Origin of the sequence: Lutibacter sp. (assembly GCF_046055765.1) — a bacterium.
In the GTDB taxonomy this organism is placed as follows: Bacteria; Bacteroidota; Bacteroidia; order Flavobacteriales; family Flavobacteriaceae; genus Lutibacter.
Genome location: NZ_JASFZF010000110.1, coordinates 1 through 18,788 on the forward strand (window position 1 = coordinate 1; position 18,788 = coordinate 18,788).

16 protein-coding genes are annotated in these 18,788 nt (G+C 30.3%); 3 read left to right on the top strand and 13 right to left on the bottom strand.

What is annotated here, in order from left to right:
• Positions 1 to 119 precede the first annotated feature (119 nt).
• The 5 genes from QM495_RS10630 to QM495_RS10650 form a co-directional block, all read right to left on the bottom strand.
• On the bottom strand, positions 120 to 890 hold the full coding sequence (locus QM495_RS10630) for an enoyl-CoA hydratase/isomerase family protein (protein WP_408672086.1): 771 nt from the start codon (positions 888 to 890) through the stop codon (positions 120 to 122).
• Between the two features lie 4 nt (positions 891 to 894).
• A complete protein-coding gene (locus tag QM495_RS10635; RefSeq protein ID WP_408672087.1) occupies positions 895 to 2,352 on the bottom strand; it encodes an ATP-binding protein in 1,458 nt (485 codons plus the stop codon).
• Between the two features lie 84 nt (positions 2,353 to 2,436).
• Complete coding sequence (locus tag QM495_RS10640; RefSeq protein ID WP_408672088.1) at positions 2,437 to 3,198, bottom strand: hypothetical protein; 762 nt, start codon at positions 3,196 to 3,198, stop codon at positions 2,437 to 2,439.
• Positions 3,195 to 3,452: a SemiSWEET family sugar transporter gene (locus tag QM495_RS10645; RefSeq protein WP_408672089.1), complete on the bottom strand. Its 258-nt coding sequence runs from the start codon at positions 3,450 to 3,452 to the stop codon at positions 3,195 to 3,197. Before QM495_RS10645 ends, QM495_RS10640 begins: the two co-directional genes overlap by 4 nt.
• Before the next feature lie 5 nt (positions 3,453 to 3,457).
• Entirely contained in the window at positions 3,458 to 6,811 is a 3,354-nt protein-coding gene (locus tag QM495_RS10650; protein ID WP_408672090.1) for a leucine--tRNA ligase, read from the bottom strand.
• A 130-nt stretch (positions 6,812 to 6,941) separates the two neighbouring features.
• Here QM495_RS10650 and QM495_RS10655 point away from each other — a divergent pair, with 130 nt between their 5' ends.
• The gene (locus QM495_RS10655; protein ID WP_408672091.1) at positions 6,942 to 7,712 is read left to right on the top strand and encodes a patatin-like phospholipase family protein; all 771 of its coding nucleotides are present in this window, start codon (positions 6,942 to 6,944) and stop codon (positions 7,710 to 7,712) included.
• A 90-nt stretch (positions 7,713 to 7,802) separates the two neighbouring features.
• A complete protein-coding gene (locus tag QM495_RS10660) occupies positions 7,803 to 8,717 on the top strand; it encodes a DMT family transporter (protein ID WP_408672092.1) in 915 nt (304 codons plus the stop codon).
• On the opposite strand, the gene QM495_RS10665 is transcribed toward QM495_RS10660, so the two are convergent.
• The 5 genes from QM495_RS10665 to QM495_RS10685 form a co-directional block, all read right to left on the bottom strand.
• On the bottom strand, positions 8,709 to 8,942 hold the full coding sequence (locus QM495_RS10665; RefSeq protein ID WP_408672093.1) for a ketopantoate reductase family protein: 234 nt from the start codon (positions 8,940 to 8,942) through the stop codon (positions 8,709 to 8,711). The genes QM495_RS10660 and QM495_RS10665 overlap by 9 nt on opposite strands.
• The gene (locus tag QM495_RS10670; protein ID WP_408672094.1) at positions 8,932 to 9,045 is read right to left on the bottom strand and encodes a FeoB-associated Cys-rich membrane protein; all 114 of its coding nucleotides are present in this window, start codon (positions 9,043 to 9,045) and stop codon (positions 8,932 to 8,934) included. The genes QM495_RS10665 and QM495_RS10670 overlap by 11 nt, the downstream gene beginning before the upstream one ends.
• Complete coding sequence (gene feoB / locus QM495_RS10675; protein WP_408672095.1) at positions 9,045 to 11,156, bottom strand: ferrous iron transport protein B; 2,112 nt, start codon at positions 11,154 to 11,156, stop codon at positions 9,045 to 9,047. The genes QM495_RS10670 and feoB overlap by 1 nt, the downstream gene beginning before the upstream one ends.
• Positions 11,149 to 11,391 carry a ferrous iron transport protein A gene (locus QM495_RS10680; RefSeq protein ID WP_408672096.1) on the bottom strand — a complete coding sequence of 81 codons (243 nt, stop codon included), beginning with the start codon at positions 11,389 to 11,391 and terminating at the stop codon, positions 11,149 to 11,151. The genes feoB and QM495_RS10680 overlap by 8 nt, the downstream gene beginning before the upstream one ends.
• Positions 11,392 to 11,465: 74 nt before the next feature.
• Positions 11,466 to 12,143: an SCO family protein gene (locus QM495_RS10685; protein ID WP_408672097.1), complete on the bottom strand. Its 678-nt coding sequence runs from the start codon at positions 12,141 to 12,143 to the stop codon at positions 11,466 to 11,468.
• A 157-nt stretch (positions 12,144 to 12,300) separates the two neighbouring features.
• On the opposite strand from QM495_RS10685, the gene rseP reads away from it, so the two are divergent.
• Entirely contained in the window at positions 12,301 to 13,614 is a 1,314-nt protein-coding gene (gene rseP / locus QM495_RS10690) for an RIP metalloprotease RseP (RefSeq protein ID WP_408672098.1), read from the top strand.
• A 130-nt stretch (positions 13,615 to 13,744) separates the two neighbouring features.
• On the opposite strand, the gene QM495_RS10695 is transcribed toward rseP, so the two are convergent.
• The 3 genes from QM495_RS10695 to QM495_RS10705 all read right to left on the bottom strand — a co-directional run bounded on the left by QM495_RS10695 (position 13,745) and on the right by QM495_RS10705 (position 18,568).
• Positions 13,745 to 14,023 (bottom strand): FoF1 ATP synthase subunit delta/epsilon, encoded by a 279-nt coding sequence (locus QM495_RS10695; RefSeq protein WP_408672099.1) that lies wholly within the window; start codon positions 14,021 to 14,023, stop codon positions 13,745 to 13,747.
• 77 nt (positions 14,024 to 14,100) lie between these two features.
• Positions 14,101 to 15,609, bottom strand: coding sequence for a F0F1 ATP synthase subunit beta (gene atpD / locus QM495_RS10700; protein ID WP_408672100.1), 1,509 nt, complete (start codon positions 15,607 to 15,609; stop codon positions 14,101 to 14,103).
• Positions 15,610 to 15,778: 169 nt separating this feature from the next.
• A complete protein-coding gene (locus QM495_RS10705; protein WP_408672101.1) occupies positions 15,779 to 18,568 on the bottom strand; it encodes a TonB-dependent receptor in 2,790 nt (929 codons plus the stop codon).
• Between the last annotated feature and the right edge of the window lie 220 nt (positions 18,569 to 18,788).

An 18,788-nucleotide genomic window follows, 5' to 3' on the forward strand; every position in this document is an offset into this window, starting at 1 on the left:
AGGAATTCTTCTAAATGTTTGTTTAATAACTATAATTAAATGACTTGTGAATCGTTTCCATAAAAACTAAAATTTTCCTTCAGCGCTATTAATGGCAACATGGAATAAAGTTATAAATACTACTCAAAATTAGGTTTACGTTTTTCTAAAAATGCGGTTGTTCCTTCTTTAAAATCGTTAGTTCCAAAACTTTCTCCAAATTGCTCAATTTCTACATTAAAACCGTTTACATTAGTTTCGAAATTTGCATTTACTGATTTTATTACAGCTGAAATTGCAACTGATGAATTTCGCATAATTTTATTGGCTAATTTTTCGCATAATGGTAATAATTCCTCTTGTTCTACAACATAATTTACCAATCCCCAATCTTTAGCTTCTTCAGCAGAAATCATTCCAGCAGTCATTATCATTTCCATGGCTTTACCTTTTCTAACTAATTGTGGTAAACGTTGTGTACCTCCATAACCCGGAATTACACCTAACGAAACTTCAGGTAAACCCATTTTTGCATTGCTACTTGCTACTCTAAAATGTGAAGCCATTGCTAACTCTAAACCACCACCTAAAGCAAAACCATTTACAGCTGCAATAACTGGAATACTTAAATTTTGAACAAAATTGAATAATATTTCTTGGCCTTTTCTAGCCAATTCTGCACCTTCTTCTATAGAATAATCAGCAAATTCAGAAATATCGGCACCTGCAACAAAAGCTTTTTCTCCACTTCCTGTTATAATAATTACTTTCGCATTTTCTTCTAAATACTTAAATGCTTCATGCAATTCTTCTATTGTGGTTTTGTTTAATGCATTTAATTTTGAGGGTCTGTTTATAGTAATAATTGCTAAATTATCTTTTTGCTCTACTAATATATTTTCGAAATTCATAAAATTAATTTTTAGGTAATACTATTTTAAAAACGGTTCCTTTATTTAGTTGTGTTGTGAAAGTTATTGTTCCATTATATGCTTCAATAATATTTTTTACCATTGGCAAGCCTAAACCCATTCCGCTAGATTTTGTTGTAAATTTAGGTTCAAATACACGTTCTTTATCTTCCTCAGAAATTCCCTTCCCATTATCAGAAATTTTTATAATTACATTCCCATTATCTTGAGCTACAGATACTTCTATTTTTTTATTTTTTACTCCATCTAACGCATGTGCCGCATTTTTAACCAAATTAGTAATCACTCTAATTAATTGTGTTTTATCTAATTCTGAAATAATTTCTTTTTGTTTAGGAAAATATGTTATATAATCTTCCGTAAAAATATCTAATGCATGTTTAACAACTTCAACCACATTTAATTCTTCACATTTTTGAGTTGGCATTTTTGCAAAGTTTGAAAATGCTGATGCAATAGAACTCATAATATCTATTTGTTGAATTAGTGTTTTACTAAATTCATTAATTTTTTCGTGAATTTTTGGATCATTTTTATCAAACTTTCTCTGAAAACTTTGAACCGTTAAACGCATTGGAGTTAACGGATTTTTAATTTCGTGTGCTACTTGTTTCGCCATTTCTCTCCAAGCTTGTTCTCGCTCTCCTTTTGCTAGTTTTACCGCACTTTCTTCAAGCTCATCAATCATTGCATTATATGCATTAACTAGTGTAAATATTTCTGTACTAGCATCTTTTAAAATAATTTTTTCATTACGTTCACTTAAACGTGTATGACTCATTTTATCAGTAACCGCTTTTATTGAACGTGTAATATAACTTGAAATAAAATAAGCTAAAAAAATTGCCAGTGCAAACATTAATACATACACCATTAACAACCGGTACAAAAACTCTATTAAATCTCTATTTTGCGTAGTGTTGTCCTGTAAGTATTGTAAATTTAAAATACCTATTGGTTTAAATTTATTGTCTGTAATATAACTAAATGACGATTGAAACGTATTACCATTAATTGATTTAGTATTTATAACACGATGTTCAAAATTTTGTGAGATTTTATTTAAAATGGGATCTGATAACTTCATTGGTGCATCATTTTTCACAAATCCAGATTGTGAACTTTTTACCATCACACCTTTTAAATTATAAATATTAATTTTCAGATTCTCAACATCTGAAATTTCATAAATTTTATCTTTAAATATGGCTGCTAAATTTTCTTCAATAATTTCATAGGAATTTTGAGAAGAATTTAACCAATAATTTATAGTTGCTTTAACAGATTCTACTTTTCTATTTAACCTTCCTTCATTGTATTCATTGGTTTGTTCCTTATATTGATAAATTGTAACAGCAGCAATTAATACTGATGCTAATAATACCAATAATATCATTGATAAAAATATTCGAATACGTAATGAAAGTTGTTTAATTTTCATGTTATAATTTGAAGTAAATATAAGCAATAAATTTAATGCTATGAAACAATAAACATACCAAGAACCTTAATTATACTATGAATTTTAATTCTTGTTTCTTTTTCGAAACTTTTTAATTGAAGGCGAAGTAATATAAAATAAATAAAATCCTGAAAAAATTGTTGAAATTCCTAAGATTGAAAAAATACGGAGTACCCAATTAGTTATATGATCTCTTGTTGTATAATCCATCGTATGCAACATCCATAAAAAATCAAAACGTCTCCAATTGTTATTTCTAACACTCGTAATTTGCCCTAACTCTGTTGAAACATAAATGGTAGTTTTGGTAGGATGATCTAATGTGAAAGCATATGCTGGCAATGGTTTTTCCCTATATTCATGATGTGCATTTGTAGTATGTTTTTCTAAAAATTTAGCCTTTAAAATTGGTATTGGCTCTTTTAATTGCAGTTCTGCTAATTCTAAACATTCTTGTCCTGTGAAAGCCTCACGTAACTTTCCAGTTTCAGCTTCAATTAATTGAATTTTTAATTCATTATTTTTAAAGTATCTGAATTGTACTAATGGTTTACCAAAAGCTTCAACTAAGTTAAGTGAATGAACCGAGTCTATTGTTACTTCCATTTCTAAGGAGTCAATTCCTTTTTGAATTATTGAAAAATCTACAAATGGAAAATATTTTTTTTCTTGTTTTAATAATGTTTCACCATGAACATCATCCATATTATTCCAACTAAAATACAAACCTCCAAGCGTCCAAAATAAAAATTGAATACCAATAAACACACCCAAATACCGATGTGCTTTTCTAGTATTATAATTGATGTTGTTTTTTAGCTTCATTTATATTTTAGCTTTAATATAATCAGTATAAACGTTAATAATGCTGTAACACTATTAGCAACAATCATAGAAAAACTATTTAAATGAATACCATAGATTAGCCATAATAAAATTCCAATAAACATCGCTAAATACATTGTTAATGATAGGTTACCAACAGATTTTGTTTTCCATGTCTTATAAACCTGTGGCACAAAAGACGATGTTGTTAAAACTGCAGCTATAAGCCCTATTATTTCGTATTTATCTATCATTAAAATTAACCAACAATATTTACAATTTTACCAGGAACCACAATCACTTTTTTAGGTATGCGCCCTTGCAATTGAGCTTGTGTTTTTTCGTGAGCCATCACTGCTGCTTCAATTTCATCTTTCGATAAATCTAACGACAATTCTATTTTAAAGCGCATTTTACCATTAAAAGAAACAGGATACTCTTTGCTGCTTTCTATTAAATATTTTGCTTCAAATATTGGAAAATCAACCGTTGAAACCGATGTTGCATGCCCTAATTTAGACCATAACTCCTCAGAAATATGTGGAGCATAAGGTTCAATAATAATTGCTAAAGGTTCTAAAATTGCACGTTTATTACATTTTAAAGCAGTTAACTCATTCACCGCAATCATAAATGTAGAAACAGAGGTATTGAAAGAGAAGTTAGCAATATCTTCTTCCACTTTTTTAATAGTTTTATGCAATGTTTTTAACTCGTCTTTTGTTGGTTCATCGTCAGAAACAGAAAATTCGTCATTGACAATATATAATTTCCATAATTTTCTCAAGAAACTATAAACCCCTGATATTCCTGAGGTTTTCCAAGGTTTTGATTGTTCTAAAGGCCCTAAAAACATTTCAAATAAACGTAAACTATCTGCTCCGTATTCCTCACATATTTGATCAGGGTTTACAACATTGTATTTTGATTTACTCATTTTTTCCACCTCACGACCCACAATATATTTATCATCTTCTAAAATGAATTCAGCATTTTTAAATTCTGGTCTCCAGTTTTTAAAAGCTTCAATATCTAATTCATCAGCTGCATTTACAAAAGATACATCAGCGTGGATTGGCGTAAAACTAGTCCACTCTTTTTTAGGTGCATTTGCTACTTCACATGCACTCAGTAAATTTACATTTTCTTGTATTACTTCTGTCTTTTTGTTTGTGCCCATTGCAGTTCTTTCCTTAATGATGTTTTCCATTAAGTTTTTGCTCACAAAAATTGTTTTTTTAGATAAATCAGAACCATTTCCTTTTCCAAACTCCCAACGATAAACAAAAGCAGAAGTTCCTGTAATCATTCCTTGATTGATTAGCTTTTTAGCATATTCATCAACAGGTAAAACACCTTTATCAAATAAGAATTTTTGCCAAAAACGAGAATATAATAAGTGCCCTGTTGCATGCTCACTACCTCCAATATATAAATCTACATCTTGCCAATATTCTACAGCTTCTTTGCTAACAAATTCTTCACTATTGTTAGCGTCCATATATCTATTAAAATACGATGAACTTCCTGCCCAACCCGGCATAGTATTTAATTCTAATGGAAAAATAGTTTCATCATTAATTTCATCATTTGAAACAACTTTATTTTTAACGGTATCCCAAGCCCAAATAGTTGCATTTCCTAATGGTGGTTTTCCATCTTCAGTAGGTAAATATTTCTCAACTTCAGGTAGTACAATTGGTAAATGTTTTACATCAATCATTTGAGGTAATCCATTTTTATAATATACAGGAAAGGGTTCTCCCCAATAACGCTGACGACTAAAAACAGCATCGCGTAAACGGTAATTAATTTTTCCATAGCCAAAGCCTTTTTGTTCCATTTCAAAAATGATACGTTTCATGGCCTTTTTATAGGTCAATCCATTTAAAAAATCGGAATTTGCAATTTTTACACCTTCTTTTGCTGAACAAGCTTCTTGGGAAATATCAACACCTTCAAAAATATTTGGTATTTCTAATCCGAAGTGTTTTGCAAATGCATAATCACGTTCATCACCACAAGGAACCGCCATTACTGCTCCGGTTCCATATCCTGCTAACACATAATCTCCTATCCAAATTTGAATTTTATCTCCAGTAAAAGGATGTTTTGCATACGCGCCAGTAAACACACCTGAAATGGTTTTTACATCGGCCATTCGTTCTAATTCACTTCGCTTTGCTGTTGCTTTTACATAAGTATCAACCGCATCTTTTTGAGCCTCAGTGGTTATTTTTGAAACCAATTCATGTTCTGGTGCTAATGTCATAAAACTAACTCCATAAATAGTGTCAGGTCGTGTCGTAAATACAGATATTTCAAATTCTAAACTTTTTTCAGTTGCTAACTTATCTTTATGGGCTGTTTTATTTGAATGTACTGGGAATTGTAACGCCAAATCTATTTTAGAAACAACAACCACTGAATTTTCTAACACTTCATCATCACTAATTCTTATAACATTAAAGCCTTCATTTTCAAAATACTTAGTTCTTGCTTCTTCATCTTCTTTTCCTAAAAATTCAACAATTGTATTTTTCGCTAAGCATACAAAATCCACCAAAAAGGTACCAATGGTATACTTAGTTCTAAATTTTGATGCTCCTTTTTTCTTTCTTAAAATATCCCATATCAATGCTTCTGCTTTAGAAGGATTAGAACGTTTTATTTTTAGAGCCTCAATCTCTTTGAAAGATAATGTTACACTTTTATTCTCAGAGCTAGCAGCTGATAAAACCTTAAATGTTACCATGGCTCCTTCTGAACGACCAATCCAGTAAGTTTGAGAATCTTTTAATGGTTGTGGCCAATCTATTTTAGCTAAGCCATCTAACAATCGTTGTGCATACGCAGTAATTCGCATACTCCATTGCATCATTTTTTTACGAATGACTGGATGACCTCCGCGTTCTGATACACCACCTACAATTTCATCATTTGCCAATACTGTTCCTAATGCAGGACACCAGTTCACTTCAGTTTCAGATAAAAATGTTAAACGATATTGTAATAGTATTTTTTGTTGTTGTTCTTCTGAATAATTTTGCCAAACTAATGCAGTAAAAACCTCAATATCTTCATCACAAGCAGCTTTTACCGCTGCATTTCCTTCCGAAGAAAAAATTGAAATTAACGTTGAAATATCTTCTGCTTTATCAGTTTCTTTATTGTACCAAGAATTAAATAATTGAGTAAAAATCCACTGTGTCCATTTATAATAATTAGGATCAGAAGTACGAAATTCACGAGACCAATCGAATGAAAAACCAATTTTATCTAATTGTTTACGATACGTTCTAATATTAGCTTCAGTTGTAATTGAAGGATGTTGCCCAGTTTGAATGGCATATTGTTCAGCTGGCAAACCAAATGAATCATATCCTTGTGGATGCATTACATTAAAACCTTTATGTCGCTTGTAACGTGCATAAATATCTGATGCAATGTAACCTAGCGGATGCCCAACGTGCAAACCTGCGCCAGAAGGATAAGGAAACATGTCTAATACGTAAAATTTTGGCTTTTCTGAATTATTTTTAGCTTTAAAAGTTTGGTTTTCTGCCCAATATTTTTGCCAATTCTTCTCAATTTCTCTAAAGTTATATTCCATCTGTACTTAATTCCATTTTTAAAAACGCAAAGTTACGTTTAAAATAGAAAATATTAAAGTCTATTTTAAACATCTATTTCAAGTCATTAATTTTGTAACTTCGAGAAAAATAAATCCTAAAAAATTAAAAATGGCTAAAGAAATTGGGTTGGTACTTTCAGGAGGTGGTGTTCGTGCTATTTCTCATATTGGATTGATAAAAGTTTTACTTGAGAACGATATTATTCCTGTAAATATTTCCGGAACAAGTGCAGGTGCTTTGGTAGCCGCATTGTACGCTGCAGGACATTCTACTGAAGAAATGATGGATTTTTTTATTGAAACTCCGCTCTTAAAACTATCCCTTTACGCTCATAATAAACCCGGAATTATGGATAGCGATAAATATGTTTTTTATTTTGATAAGTATTTCCCTTATAATTCTTTTGAAAGTTTAAAATATCCTTTAACTGTTACAGCTACCAACTTAATTAATGGAAAATTAGAATATTTTAATTCTGGAGAATTGATAAAACCGCTCATTGCATCTTCCGCATTGCCTCCTGTTTTTTCTCCTGTTGAAATTAATGGAAATTTATATTCCGACGGAGGTATTTTAAATAATTTCCCAATTCAACCGCTACAAGATAAAATTAAAAATATTATTGGGAGTTTTGTAAATCCGGTAGATTTGATTGATAAATCTGAAATAAATTCTTCTTTAAAACTTTTGTACAGAGTGTATCATATTGGATTGGATGCCAATAACAATGCTAAATTTAAAAAATGTAATTATGTGTTTTCTCCACCCAACATTGAAAAAATTGGAGTTTTAGATTCAAAAATTATTCACAAATCTTTTCAAATGGGCTATGACCATGCCCAGCGTGAAATTGAAAAAATATTAGCATCAATAGATTAAAGTATTTAGTTATAAAATCTATTTTACAAAAATAAGTTTAAGTAACTTCATATTTCGTACTTTTCAAACTTCAATAAAACTAGTACAAAATTGATTAAAAATTTACATAAAGCACATGCTGCCCTACTCGGTGCAAACCTTATTTATGGTGCAAATTTCTTAATAGCAAAAGGTATTATGCCTGCAAAAATTGGACCATCTGCATTTGTTCTTTTAAGAGTTATTGGTGCTGGATTGCTTTTTTTATTTATTAAATCTTTTATAAAGGAAAAAGTTGATAAGAAAGATTTTAAACTTTTTATTCTTTGTGGGTTATTAGGAGTTTCTGCTAATATGTTGTTGTTTTTTCATGGATTAAGTTTAACATCTCCTATTGATGCGTCAATAATTATGACCTCTACTCCTGTAATTGTTCTTATATTAAGCGCTTTTATTTTAAAAGAAAAAATTACCGCTAATAAATATATTGGTATTTTTATTGGTGCTATTGGTGCTTTTATTTTAATTTGGTTTGGGAAAAAATCTGGTGGAACTAGTTCATTTACTGGAAATTTATTTGTGTTTTTAAATGCTACTTCTTATGCAACTTATTTAGTATTGGTAAAACCCTTAATGAAAAAATACAAAGCAATAACCGTTATTAGCTGGATATTTTTCTTTGGATTTCTTTTTGTTTTTCCGTTTGGGATAAAAGATTTGTTAATAACAAATTTTGATGTTTGGAATTTAAACACATTTCTTTCAATTGCTTTTGTAATTATAGGGACTACCTTTTTAACATACTTATTTAATATTTATGCGCTTAATTATGTATCGCCATCGGTAAGTGGTAGTTATATTTATTTACAACCCGTTTTAAGTTTTATTATGGTAAGTATTTATGCCTTTTCTTTAGGCCATAAAGAATATGCTGAAGATATTAATTTGATTAAAATTGCAAGTTGTTTCTTGGTAATTCTTGGTGTTTTTATGATTAGTAAAAAATCGAAAACAAAACTAATTTAAAGCGTGTGCTTTTATTTCTTGGGGCGACAAACAGTTGTAAATAAAATTATTTATAGGTGTTGGAACCCCTAATTCAATTCCCATTTTAACAATCGTTCTATTTTGTACTTCTATTTCTGAAGGTTTCCCTTCCATCATATCTCGTTGTAAAGAGGAAGTTGTTTCGTAGGGTTGAGATTCAATAAGTTGAAATTGTTTTACTGAATACGCTAAATTAGCAACCACAATCTGTGTTGCACTTTCCTTTCTTTTTAGTTTTAAAAAAATATTTTTTAACTAAAAATCCGAGTGCTAACAAAAGTGCTATGTATACTAAAATGTCTTGCATTAACTAAAAATATTAAATACTATAATTGCAGATATATATGCCAATAACCCCATACCTACTAATTGAAGAATAGGCCATTTCCAACTATTTGTTTCACGCTTTACAATTGCTAATGTACCTATACATTGCATAGCAAATGCATAAAATATGAGTAAAGACATTCCCGTTGGAAAATCAAAACGCTTTTTACCTGTAACAGGATTTATTTCTGCTGCCATACGCTGTTTTATTGTACCTTGATTTTCACTATTATTATCAACATTATATATGGTCGCCAATGCACCTACAAAAACTTCACGAGCTGCAAATGAACTAATTAAAGCAATCCCTATTTTCCAATCGTATCCCATTGGTTTAATTACGGGCTCTATAGATTTCCCCATATATCCTATATATGAGTGTTCTAATTTATAAGATGCTACTTTTTTCTGAAGCATTATTCCCGATAATTCTTTATTTTCTTGTTTAGATGTTACAAACTCATTTGCATTTTTAAATTTTGCAGGGCCATTTGAAGCTAAAAACCACAATACAATTGAAATTGCCAATATAATTTTTCCAGCACCAAAAATAAAAGCCTTTGTTTTTTCAACAACTTCATAAAAAATATTCTTTATTGAAGGTATTTTATAGTTTGGCATTTCAATTATAAATAAACTTTTGCCCTTAATTTTTAGTGTACTATTTAATAATACTGCCGATAAAATAGCTGCTGTAAAACCTAGCAAATATAAAGCCATCATTGTTAGCCCTTGAATATTAAGGATTCCTAATACACGTTTATCTGGTATAATTAAAGCAATTAAAATAGCGTACACAGGCAAACGAGCTGAACAAGTTGTAAAAGGAATTACTAAAATTGTAATTAATCGCTCTTTCCAATTACTAATATTTCTTGATGCCATAATTGCTGGAATAGCACAAGCAGTACCTGAAATTAATGGAATAACACTTTTACCGCTCATTCCAAATTTTTGCATAATTTTATCCATCAAAAATACCACACGACTCATATAGCCAGTTTCTTCAAGAATAGAAATAAATGTAAATAAAATAGCAATTTGCGGTATAAATATAACTATACCTCCAACACCCGGTATAATACCTTCAGTAATTAAATTTGTGAATGTTCCTGGTGGTAATACTGATTTTGCCCAAGAGCTTAAACTTGCAAATGCACCATCAATTAAATCCATTGGATAAGTAGCCCAATCAAAAATTCCCTGAAAAATAAATAATAATATGAGGGCAAAAATAACATACCCAAAAATTTTATGAGTTAGTATTCTATCTAATATCCCTCGAAGGTCTGACGCTTTAGATTTATCAATACTAAAACTATCTTTTAAAACATTATTTATTAACTGATATCTTAATATGGTTTCTTTGTGTTGATATCTTTTAATACAGTCTATATCTTCTCTAAATTTTAAGACTAATTTTTTTTGATTCTCATTCAAAAAGTCAAACTCATTATTCTGAGTTATTAACAACCAAGATTTATATAAAGGAAACTCCGGAAAAGCATTTTTTAGTCTCGTAAAATAATCTTTATCTATTCTATCTGTTATTTTACTAATTGGATTTGTATCTAAATTTTTATAAGCTAAAATTGTAGACTTTAATTCTTCAATTCCAATTTTTTTTCTTGCACTTGCTAAAACTATTTTTGTGTTGAGGCTATCTTCTAATTGTTTTACATTAATATCAATTCCTTTTCTTTTCATTTGATCAACCATATTGATTACCAAAATTGTTGGAATATTTAAATCTTTTAATTGTGTAAATAAAAGTAAATTTCGTTTGATATTTTCAATTTCTACAACAACTACAAATACATCAGGATAACTATCACTTTTCTCATTTAATAAGGTGTCAAACACCAATGTTTCATCTAATGAGGTAGGATTAATACTATAGGTTCCAGGTAAATCTGTAATTTCAGCTTTAATTGTATTGCTTAGCTTACATACACCTTGCTTTTTTTCAACAGTAATTCCAGGATAATTTCCTACCTTTTGTTTTAAACCCGTAAGTTGATTAAATAATGAGGTTTTACCTGTGTTAGGATTCCCTATTAAAGCAACTTTTACAACCTTATCATTACTCATTAATTGAACTATTACTAACTATAGATATTTTTTCAGCAGTTTCTTTTCTAATGGCTAAATGACTTCCATTAACCTTTATATATAAAGGATCTTGCATTGGTGCTCTTTGAATTAATTGTACTTCAATTCCGGGTAAACAACCCATTTCAAGTAATTTTAAAGGTATATTGTCTAAACAAAGTTTTTCTATAAAAGCTTTTTCACCAATTTTTAAATTTGCAATAGTTTTAAACATTATTAAGACTAATTATAAATAGTTAGGTGACAAATATACTAAATTAGAATCATTCTAAACAATGACAAATATCACTAATCCTTAAATTCGTTTTGTAATATTCTAATATCAGTTATTAAACGCTGAATATCATTATCATCAGTCCCATCATAAAAACCTCTAATTTGTCGTTTTTTATCAACCAATACAAAGTTTTCGGTATGTACAAAGTCCTGTAAACCGCCATCTCCTTCATCTAAAACTGCAAAATAACTTTTACGAGCTAACTTATAAATATGTTTTTTATCTCCTGTTGTAATATTCCATTTTGAATCAATCACACCCTTTTTATCTGCATATGCACGTAAAACAGAAATACTATCAATAACAGGTGTTACTGAATGTGACAAAAACATAATATCATCATCATTTATAAAAATATCTTGTAGTTTACCCATATTATTGGACATTATAGGACAAATAGTTGTGCATCTAGTAAAGAAAAAATCGGCTACATAAATTTTGTTTTTATAATTTTCCTGAGTAATAATATCACCATTTTGATTAATTAATTTGAAATCAGCAACTTTATGATTTCTTCGAATATGAACTACACTTTCATCAACTAACTTTGGGTTTACATCCGAAGGGTTATAAATTGGCAATCTTTTTTCAGGTGTTAATAATGTATAAATTGCATAAATCATAAAAACTGAAAGCAACCCCATAATGGCTAGCGTAGGAATTGATTTTTTAAAAAATTGAAGATCCATTATATTATAATTTTTAAAAAACAAATTTACTATAATTACATTTCATAGTAACGCTACTATTTTAAAACTTTGTTAAAACTAATAGTTCCTATGTTTTTGGGTTTTACAACTGTATTTAAAACCGTACATTTGTGCGATTTTATTTTTGAATATATATATGGAAATAGTAATAAAAGCTACACAGTTTATTTTAAGTTTATCATTTTTAATTGTTTTACACGAATTAGGGCATTTTATTCCTGCTAAAATATTTAAAACACGTGTTGAAAAATTTTACTTATTTTTTGACTATAAGTTTTCTTTAGTTAAAAAGAAAATTGGTGAAACTGTATATGGTATTGGATGGATTCCTTTAGGAGGTTATGTTAAAATCTCAGGAATGATTGATGAAAGTATGGATACAGAGCAAATGAAACTGCCTGCGCAACCTTGGGAATTTAGATCTAAGCCTGCTTGGCAACGCTTAATAATTATGTTGGGTGGTGTTATTGTAAATTTCATATTAGGTATTCTTATTTACATTATGATTACTTTTGTTTGGGGTATTGATTTTGTTAAACCAGAAGGTGTAAAAGAAGGTTTTGCTGTGCATGAATCTTTTAAAGAATATGGATTTAAAGATGGTGATAAAATCACAAAATTTAATGGTGTGGAACCATTAGACGTTACGGACGTAAACAAACACTTATTTTTAAGAAATATAACTTCTTTGGAAGTAATCCATAAAGGTGGAACAAGTGAAACAATAAATATTCCTGAAAATATTGGAGAAATTATGTGGGAAAATGGCGTTATGAAACCATTCTTACCAATTTCACTGCCAATTATTGCAGCCGTAGAAGCTGGGTCTCCTGCTGAAAAAGCAGGATTACTAAAGAACGATAAAATTATTTCTGTGAATAACACACCTGTTTTTTTCTGGCACGAATTCACACAATTAGTACTAGCCTCAAAATCTGATCTCAACATTTCATTTGAAAGAAATGGAAATATTAATAATTTAACAATTACTCCAAGAGAAAACAGAACAATTGGTGTGCTGCAAAATGGTTTAAACTCTATTACTATTAAGCACAAAGATTATTCTTTTTTAGAAAGTATTTCTACAGGAAATTCAATAGCTATTTGGACTTTGAAAGATTATATTACTCAATTTAAATATGTGTTTACTAAAAAAGGCGCAACTAGTATTGGTGGGTTTATTGCAATTGGAAATATTTTCCCTTCTACTTGGAGCTGGCAAGCATTTTGGAGTATCACAGCCTTTTTATCAATAATGTTAGGATTTATGAATTTACTACCAATTCCAGCATTAGATGGTGGACACGTAATGTTCACTTTATACGAAATGATAACTGGAAGAAAACCAAACGACAAATTTTTAGAATATGCTCAAATTACTGGATTTGTTCTTTTAATAGCGCTACTTCTTTTGGCAAATGGAAATGATATTATAAAGTTATTTTCTTAAATAAGGTATAAAGTTTAGTTTCAATAAAAAAATTGTTAGATATTCACTTTTAAAAGTAGCTATTTAAATATTAAAACAAAAAAAATCCTCGTGTTAAACGAGGATTTTTAATTATATATCTTTATGAAATTTAGTCGGTAAGTATAATAACTTTATTTTCTTTCATTTCAATAGTACCACTTTTAATTGGTAATGTATACTCTCCTTTATTGTTCAAAAATTTACTTTCATACTGTTCATCAATATTCACATTTTCACCTTTAAATTTAATCAAACCTTTTACAAGTAGTGATACAATTGGCGCGTGATTATTTAACATTTGAAACTCTCCATTAATACCCGGAACCGATATTAAATCTACATCCGTTTTTAATAAAGTTGCTTCTGGTGATACTATTTCTAAAATCATTTTTCTTAGTTTTTAGTTGTTAGTTTTTAGTTGTTAGTTTTGTTGAAATCAACTTAACACTTAAAACTCAAAACTTTTTATGCTTCTGCTAACATTTTCTCACCAGCATCAATTGCATCTTGAATTGATCCTCTTAAATTAAATGCAGCTTCCGGATATTTATCTAATTCACCATCTAAAATCATATTAAATCCTTTAATAGTGTCTTTAATATCAACCAACACACCTGGTATTCCAGTAAATTGTTCTGCAACATGGAATGGTTGAGATAAGAAACGTTGAACTCTACGAGCTCTATGCACAGCTAATTTATCTTCTTCTGATAATTCTTCCATACCTAAAATAGCAATAATATCTTGTAATTCTTTATAATGTTGCAATAATTCTTTTACACGTTGAGCACAATCATAATGTTCGTTTCCTAAAATATCAGCAGTTAAAATTCTAGAAGTAGAATCTAAAGGATCTACTGCTGGGTAAATACCTAACTCTGAAATTTTACGGGATAATACGGTTGTTGCATCTAAATGTGCAAATGTTGTTGCTGGAGCTGGATCGGTTAAATCATCTGCCGGTACATACACCGCTTGTACAGATGTAATTGAACCATTTTTAGTTGAAGTAATACGCTCTTGCATTGCTCCCATTTCTGTAGCTAATGTTGGTTGGTAACCTACTGCAGAAGGCATACGCCCTAATAATGCAGAAACCTCAGATCCTGCTTGAGTAAAACGGAAAATATTATCTACAAAAAATAATACATCTTTTCCCTGTCCTTCACCTGCACCATCTCTAAAATATTCAGCAATAGTTAATCCAGATAATGCAACACGAGCACGAGCTCCTGGTGGCTCATTCATTTGTCCGAAAACAAACGTTGCTTTTGATTCTCTCATTCCTGCTTTATCTACTTTAGATAAATCCCATCCTCCTTCTTCCATAGAATGCATAAAGTCATCACCATATTTAATAATACCTGACTCTAACATTTCTCTTAAAAGGTCATTTCCTTCACGAGTTCTTTCTCCTACACCTGCAAATACAGATAAACCACCGTGACCTTTTGCTATATTATTAATTAACTCCATTAATAATACTGTTTTACCAACACCGGCACCACCAAATAAACCAATTTTACCACCTTTTGCATAAGGTTCAATTAAATCTATTACTTTAATTCCTGTGAATAAAACTTCTGTTGAAGTAGATAAATCTTCAAACTTTGGTGCTTGCCTATGAATTGGCAATCCATTTTTACCCTCTTTTGGTAAATTACCTAATCCATCAATTGCATCTCCAATTACGTTAAATAAACGTCCATAAATATCCTTTCCAATTGGAACTTGAATAGCATCTCCAGTAGCAACAACTTCAGTTCCTCTACTTAATCCATCTGTTGAATCCATTGATATGGTTCTTACAGAATTCTCACCAATATGAGATTGAACTTCTAATACTAACAATGAACCATCTTTTCTTGTAATTTCTAATGAATCATACAATTTTGGAAGTTCAGCGCCAGATTCAAACTCAACATCAATAACTGGACCAATAATCTGTGCAACTTTACCTGTAACTTTTGCCATTATTTAACTGTTTATTTTTTAGATATTTAACCTTTTTGAGGTTATCCTCAATTTTAAAGTTGCAAAGATAGTTTTTTGATTTAATTTTTAAAAAAAATTATACCTTTTTTTAAAAAAAGAAACGCTCTAAAAATTTAGAGCGTTTTCTTAAATAATATATTATAATGTATTATGGATTAATAGTCCAAGACACATAGTACTGAGAACCTATGCTACCAACACCTGGTGCACTTACATATTCTTTACCTCCAAGATTAGCTCCACCTATTTTAAAGGTAGATTTAAATGATGGTACTGAATAATTAATTTGTGCATCTACAACTGTACGAGCATCAACCATTGTGTCAACAAATGATGACTCCCACATGTATTCATCACTCCATCTCACATTTACATTAAATCCTAGATTTTCAACTAGTTCTGTGTTTCCAAAAGAAAATTTAACTTTATTTTCTGGCGTATTGAATCCTGCTTCATAATCAGGATCTGTACTTTGGTCAAAATCTAATTTTGCGTATGTATAGCTAAGTCCTAAATTATAATTCCCAAAGATTTTAGATGTAACACCTATACTACCTCCATAAGATGATATATCAGCTGGTGAGTTTGTGTAAATTTGAAAAGCTTTAAACTCTCCTTTACTTAAAGCAATTGCAGCTGGAGGTGCTGGCATAGCCCCTGGTACAAAATCAGAAAAATCTGCTTTACCATATAAAGGAACTAAAACTGTTTTATTTCCTATAAAATCTTCATACTGGTTGTAATAAGCACTCATATCCAATGCTAATCTTCCAAACCCAGCTCTATATCCAATTTCATAAGCTGTTACTTTTTCTGGTTTAACAAATTTAAAATTTGCTTTTTCTGGTGCTCCAGATAATACTGAAGATAATGAGAATGCATTTTCATAAGCATCCCTACCAGATAGAGTTACGCTGCTAATACCTCCATTAAAAAGTTGACCAGTTGGACTAACTGCAAAAGAAGGAGTAGTATATCTGTCTAAATTGTCAGGTGCAGAACCAACTAAAAAAGCTCTACCTGCATCTAGACCAATATATTGATCTTGTGTGGTAGGATTTCTAAATCCTGTTTGAAAAGAAACTCTTAAATTACGTGTTTTCCCTTCTCCTAAAGAATAAGATGCTGTTACTCTTGGAGAGTAATTTCCATCAAAATTTTTAGCTTTATCATAACGTAAAGAACCTGTAAACTTTAATCTATCATCTACAAATTTCTTTTGAACTTGCATATACGCTCCATACTCATTATAATCAATTGGGCCGTCATAATCTGTAAAAATAGTACCACTAGAATTTAATGAATATTGTCTCCAAGAACCACCAACTTGCACATCTGCAAAATCAATAATGTCTCTTAAGTTATAGTTAGCATCTCCATGGTAAATTTTTGTTTGATCTTGAAACTTAGCACCTGTAGTCAAATCCGGGTCAGTAGTTACCGCGTCCAATGCCGCACTAAATTCTGCGGTACCTGGAACTAAAGCTCCTGTTTGAGCAATCGATCTTGCAAAAGAATGTGCTACACTTGGATCTCCAGGAGTTACTCCAGGTACCGCACCTGTTAAAGCTCCTAAATACATTTGTGCATATTCTGTAAACCATTGAGTGTCTGATTTCCAACTTCTATTTAAATTAATGGCTGCAAAACGACTATCATAAGAATCTCCTGCATCTTCATCTGTTATATATCCTCTAACGAAGAAATTATCTCCTTTAACTTCTAATTTATGTTGTTGCAAAAAGAAGTTTTTAATAGAGTATCTATTTGCTCCTTGGTAAATAGTACTTCCTTGTCCAAACTTAGCGTTATAACTAATTTCAATATCGTTAGCAAATGGTCTATAGTTTAAAGAAATATCTACTTTAGCACTCTGAGCAACATAATCCATTAAATCAACTTCATTATATCCAGTTCTTGAAACAGTTGCAGTTCCAAATGTTCCTACAGGCGCTCCTGTTAATGCATCAAAATCTAATGTAGTTGAAACTTCATCACCATATACATTTAATCCATCATAATCTGTATTTGTTCTTGTAGCTCCAATGTTTGCATAATCCTCATAATCTGTAGCATACCATTCTGTACCTTTCAAGTATGAAAATGATGCTTTTGCAGCAAATTTATCGCTAAATTTATGAGCCATTCTAATTCCAACATCTGTAAAATTATTATCTCCTGCTGCTATTTGAGAAGTCAATCCAGTTTTAACATATACACTCACTCCTTCAGAAGTAAATGGGTTTTTACTTGTCATAAATAAAATACCATTAAAAGCATTTGCCCCATATAATGCAGAAGATGCTCCTGGAAGTAACTCAACAGAGTTAATATCAAGCTCAGACATTCCTAACAAGTTTCCTAAGTTAAAGTTTAAAGCTGGAGAAGAGTTATCCATACCATCAACTAACTGCATAAAACGTGTATTCGCAAATGTTGCGAAACCTCTGGTATTAATTGATTTGAATGTTAAACTGTTTGTGTTAACATCAACTCCTTTTAAATTTTCTAATCCATCGTAAAAATTAGGAGAGGATGTGTTTCTAATTGCTCTAATATCCATTCTTTCAATTGTAACAGGCGATTCTAAAACACGCTCAGGTGTTCTTGAAGCTGACACAACTACTTCATCTAATGCTGTTGCAGCTTCAGAAAGTGCAACATTTACAATTTGATTGTTTTGAGTAATTTCAACTTTTATTGAAGAAAACCCAATAAGTGACACCTCTATTGTAAAAGGTAATTCATGATTTACTGTGAAATGAAAATTTCCATCAAAATCTGTTGTTGTTCCCATTGATTTTCCAACAACTTTTATGTTAGCTCCCGGTATTGGTTGCTCCGTTTTTGCTTCTGTAACTGATCCAGAAATTGTGGTTTGTGCCACCATAACTGTACCTACAAAAAGTGCAAAAACAACACTTAATAATTTTTTCATAATGTCCTTTATAGTATTGATTAACATAAGCGCAAAATACAAATTTTTTCTAACTAACTTAAAAAATGATACAAAAAAAGCGTAAAGATTAATTTTTACGCTTTTATTTTTTTAAAATATGATATTTATCAGTCCGTTATAAAGTTCCAAATTTGCCCAATAGTTTGTCCACCTTGTCCATCTTTAACAACTACTTTCCAATAATAAGTTGTTGATGCTG

Bases quoted from the DNA above. Each gene is read 5' to 3' on its own strand.
- QM495_RS10630 (WP_408672086.1), bottom strand. From the start codon at position 890: ATGAATTTCGAAAATATATTAGTAGAGCAAAAAGATAATTTAGCAATT.
- QM495_RS10670 (WP_408672094.1), bottom strand. From the start codon at position 9,045: ATGCAAGACATTTTAGTATACATAGCACTTTTGTTAGCACTCGGATTT.
- QM495_RS10680 (WP_408672096.1), bottom strand. From the start codon at position 11,391: ATGTTTAAAACTATTGCAAATTTAAAAATTGGTGAAAAAGCTTTTATA.
- QM495_RS10695 (WP_408672099.1), bottom strand. From the start codon at position 14,023: ATGATTTTAGAAATAGTATCACCAGAAGCAACTTTATTAAAAACGGAT.
- QM495_RS10685 (WP_408672097.1), bottom strand. From the start codon at position 12,143: ATGGATCTTCAATTTTTTAAAAAATCAATTCCTACGCTAGCCATTATG.
- QM495_RS10640 (WP_408672088.1), bottom strand. From the start codon at position 3,198: ATGAAGCTAAAAAACAACATCAATTATAATACTAGAAAAGCACATCGG.
- QM495_RS10655 (WP_408672091.1), top strand. From the start codon at position 6,942: ATGGCTAAAGAAATTGGGTTGGTACTTTCAGGAGGTGGTGTTCGTGCT.
- QM495_RS10650 (WP_408672090.1), bottom strand. From the start codon at position 6,811: ATGGAATATAACTTTAGAGAAATTGAGAAGAATTGGCAAAAATATTGG.
- feoB (WP_408672095.1), bottom strand. From the start codon at position 11,156: ATGAGTAATGATAAGGTTGTAAAAGTTGCTTTAATAGGGAATCCTAAC.
- QM495_RS10645 (WP_408672089.1), bottom strand. From the start codon at position 3,452: ATGATAGATAAATACGAAATAATAGGGCTTATAGCTGCAGTTTTAACA.
- atpD (WP_408672100.1), bottom strand. From the start codon at position 15,609: ATGGCAAAAGTTACAGGTAAAGTTGCACAGATTATTGGTCCAGTTATT.
- rseP (WP_408672098.1), top strand. From the start codon at position 12,301: ATGGAAATAGTAATAAAAGCTACACAGTTTATTTTAAGTTTATCATTT.
- QM495_RS10705 (WP_408672101.1), bottom strand. From the start codon at position 18,568: ATGAAAAAATTATTAAGTGTTGTTTTTGCACTTTTTGTAGGTACAGTT.
- QM495_RS10635 (WP_408672087.1), bottom strand. From the start codon at position 2,352: ATGAAAATTAAACAACTTTCATTACGTATTCGAATATTTTTATCAATG.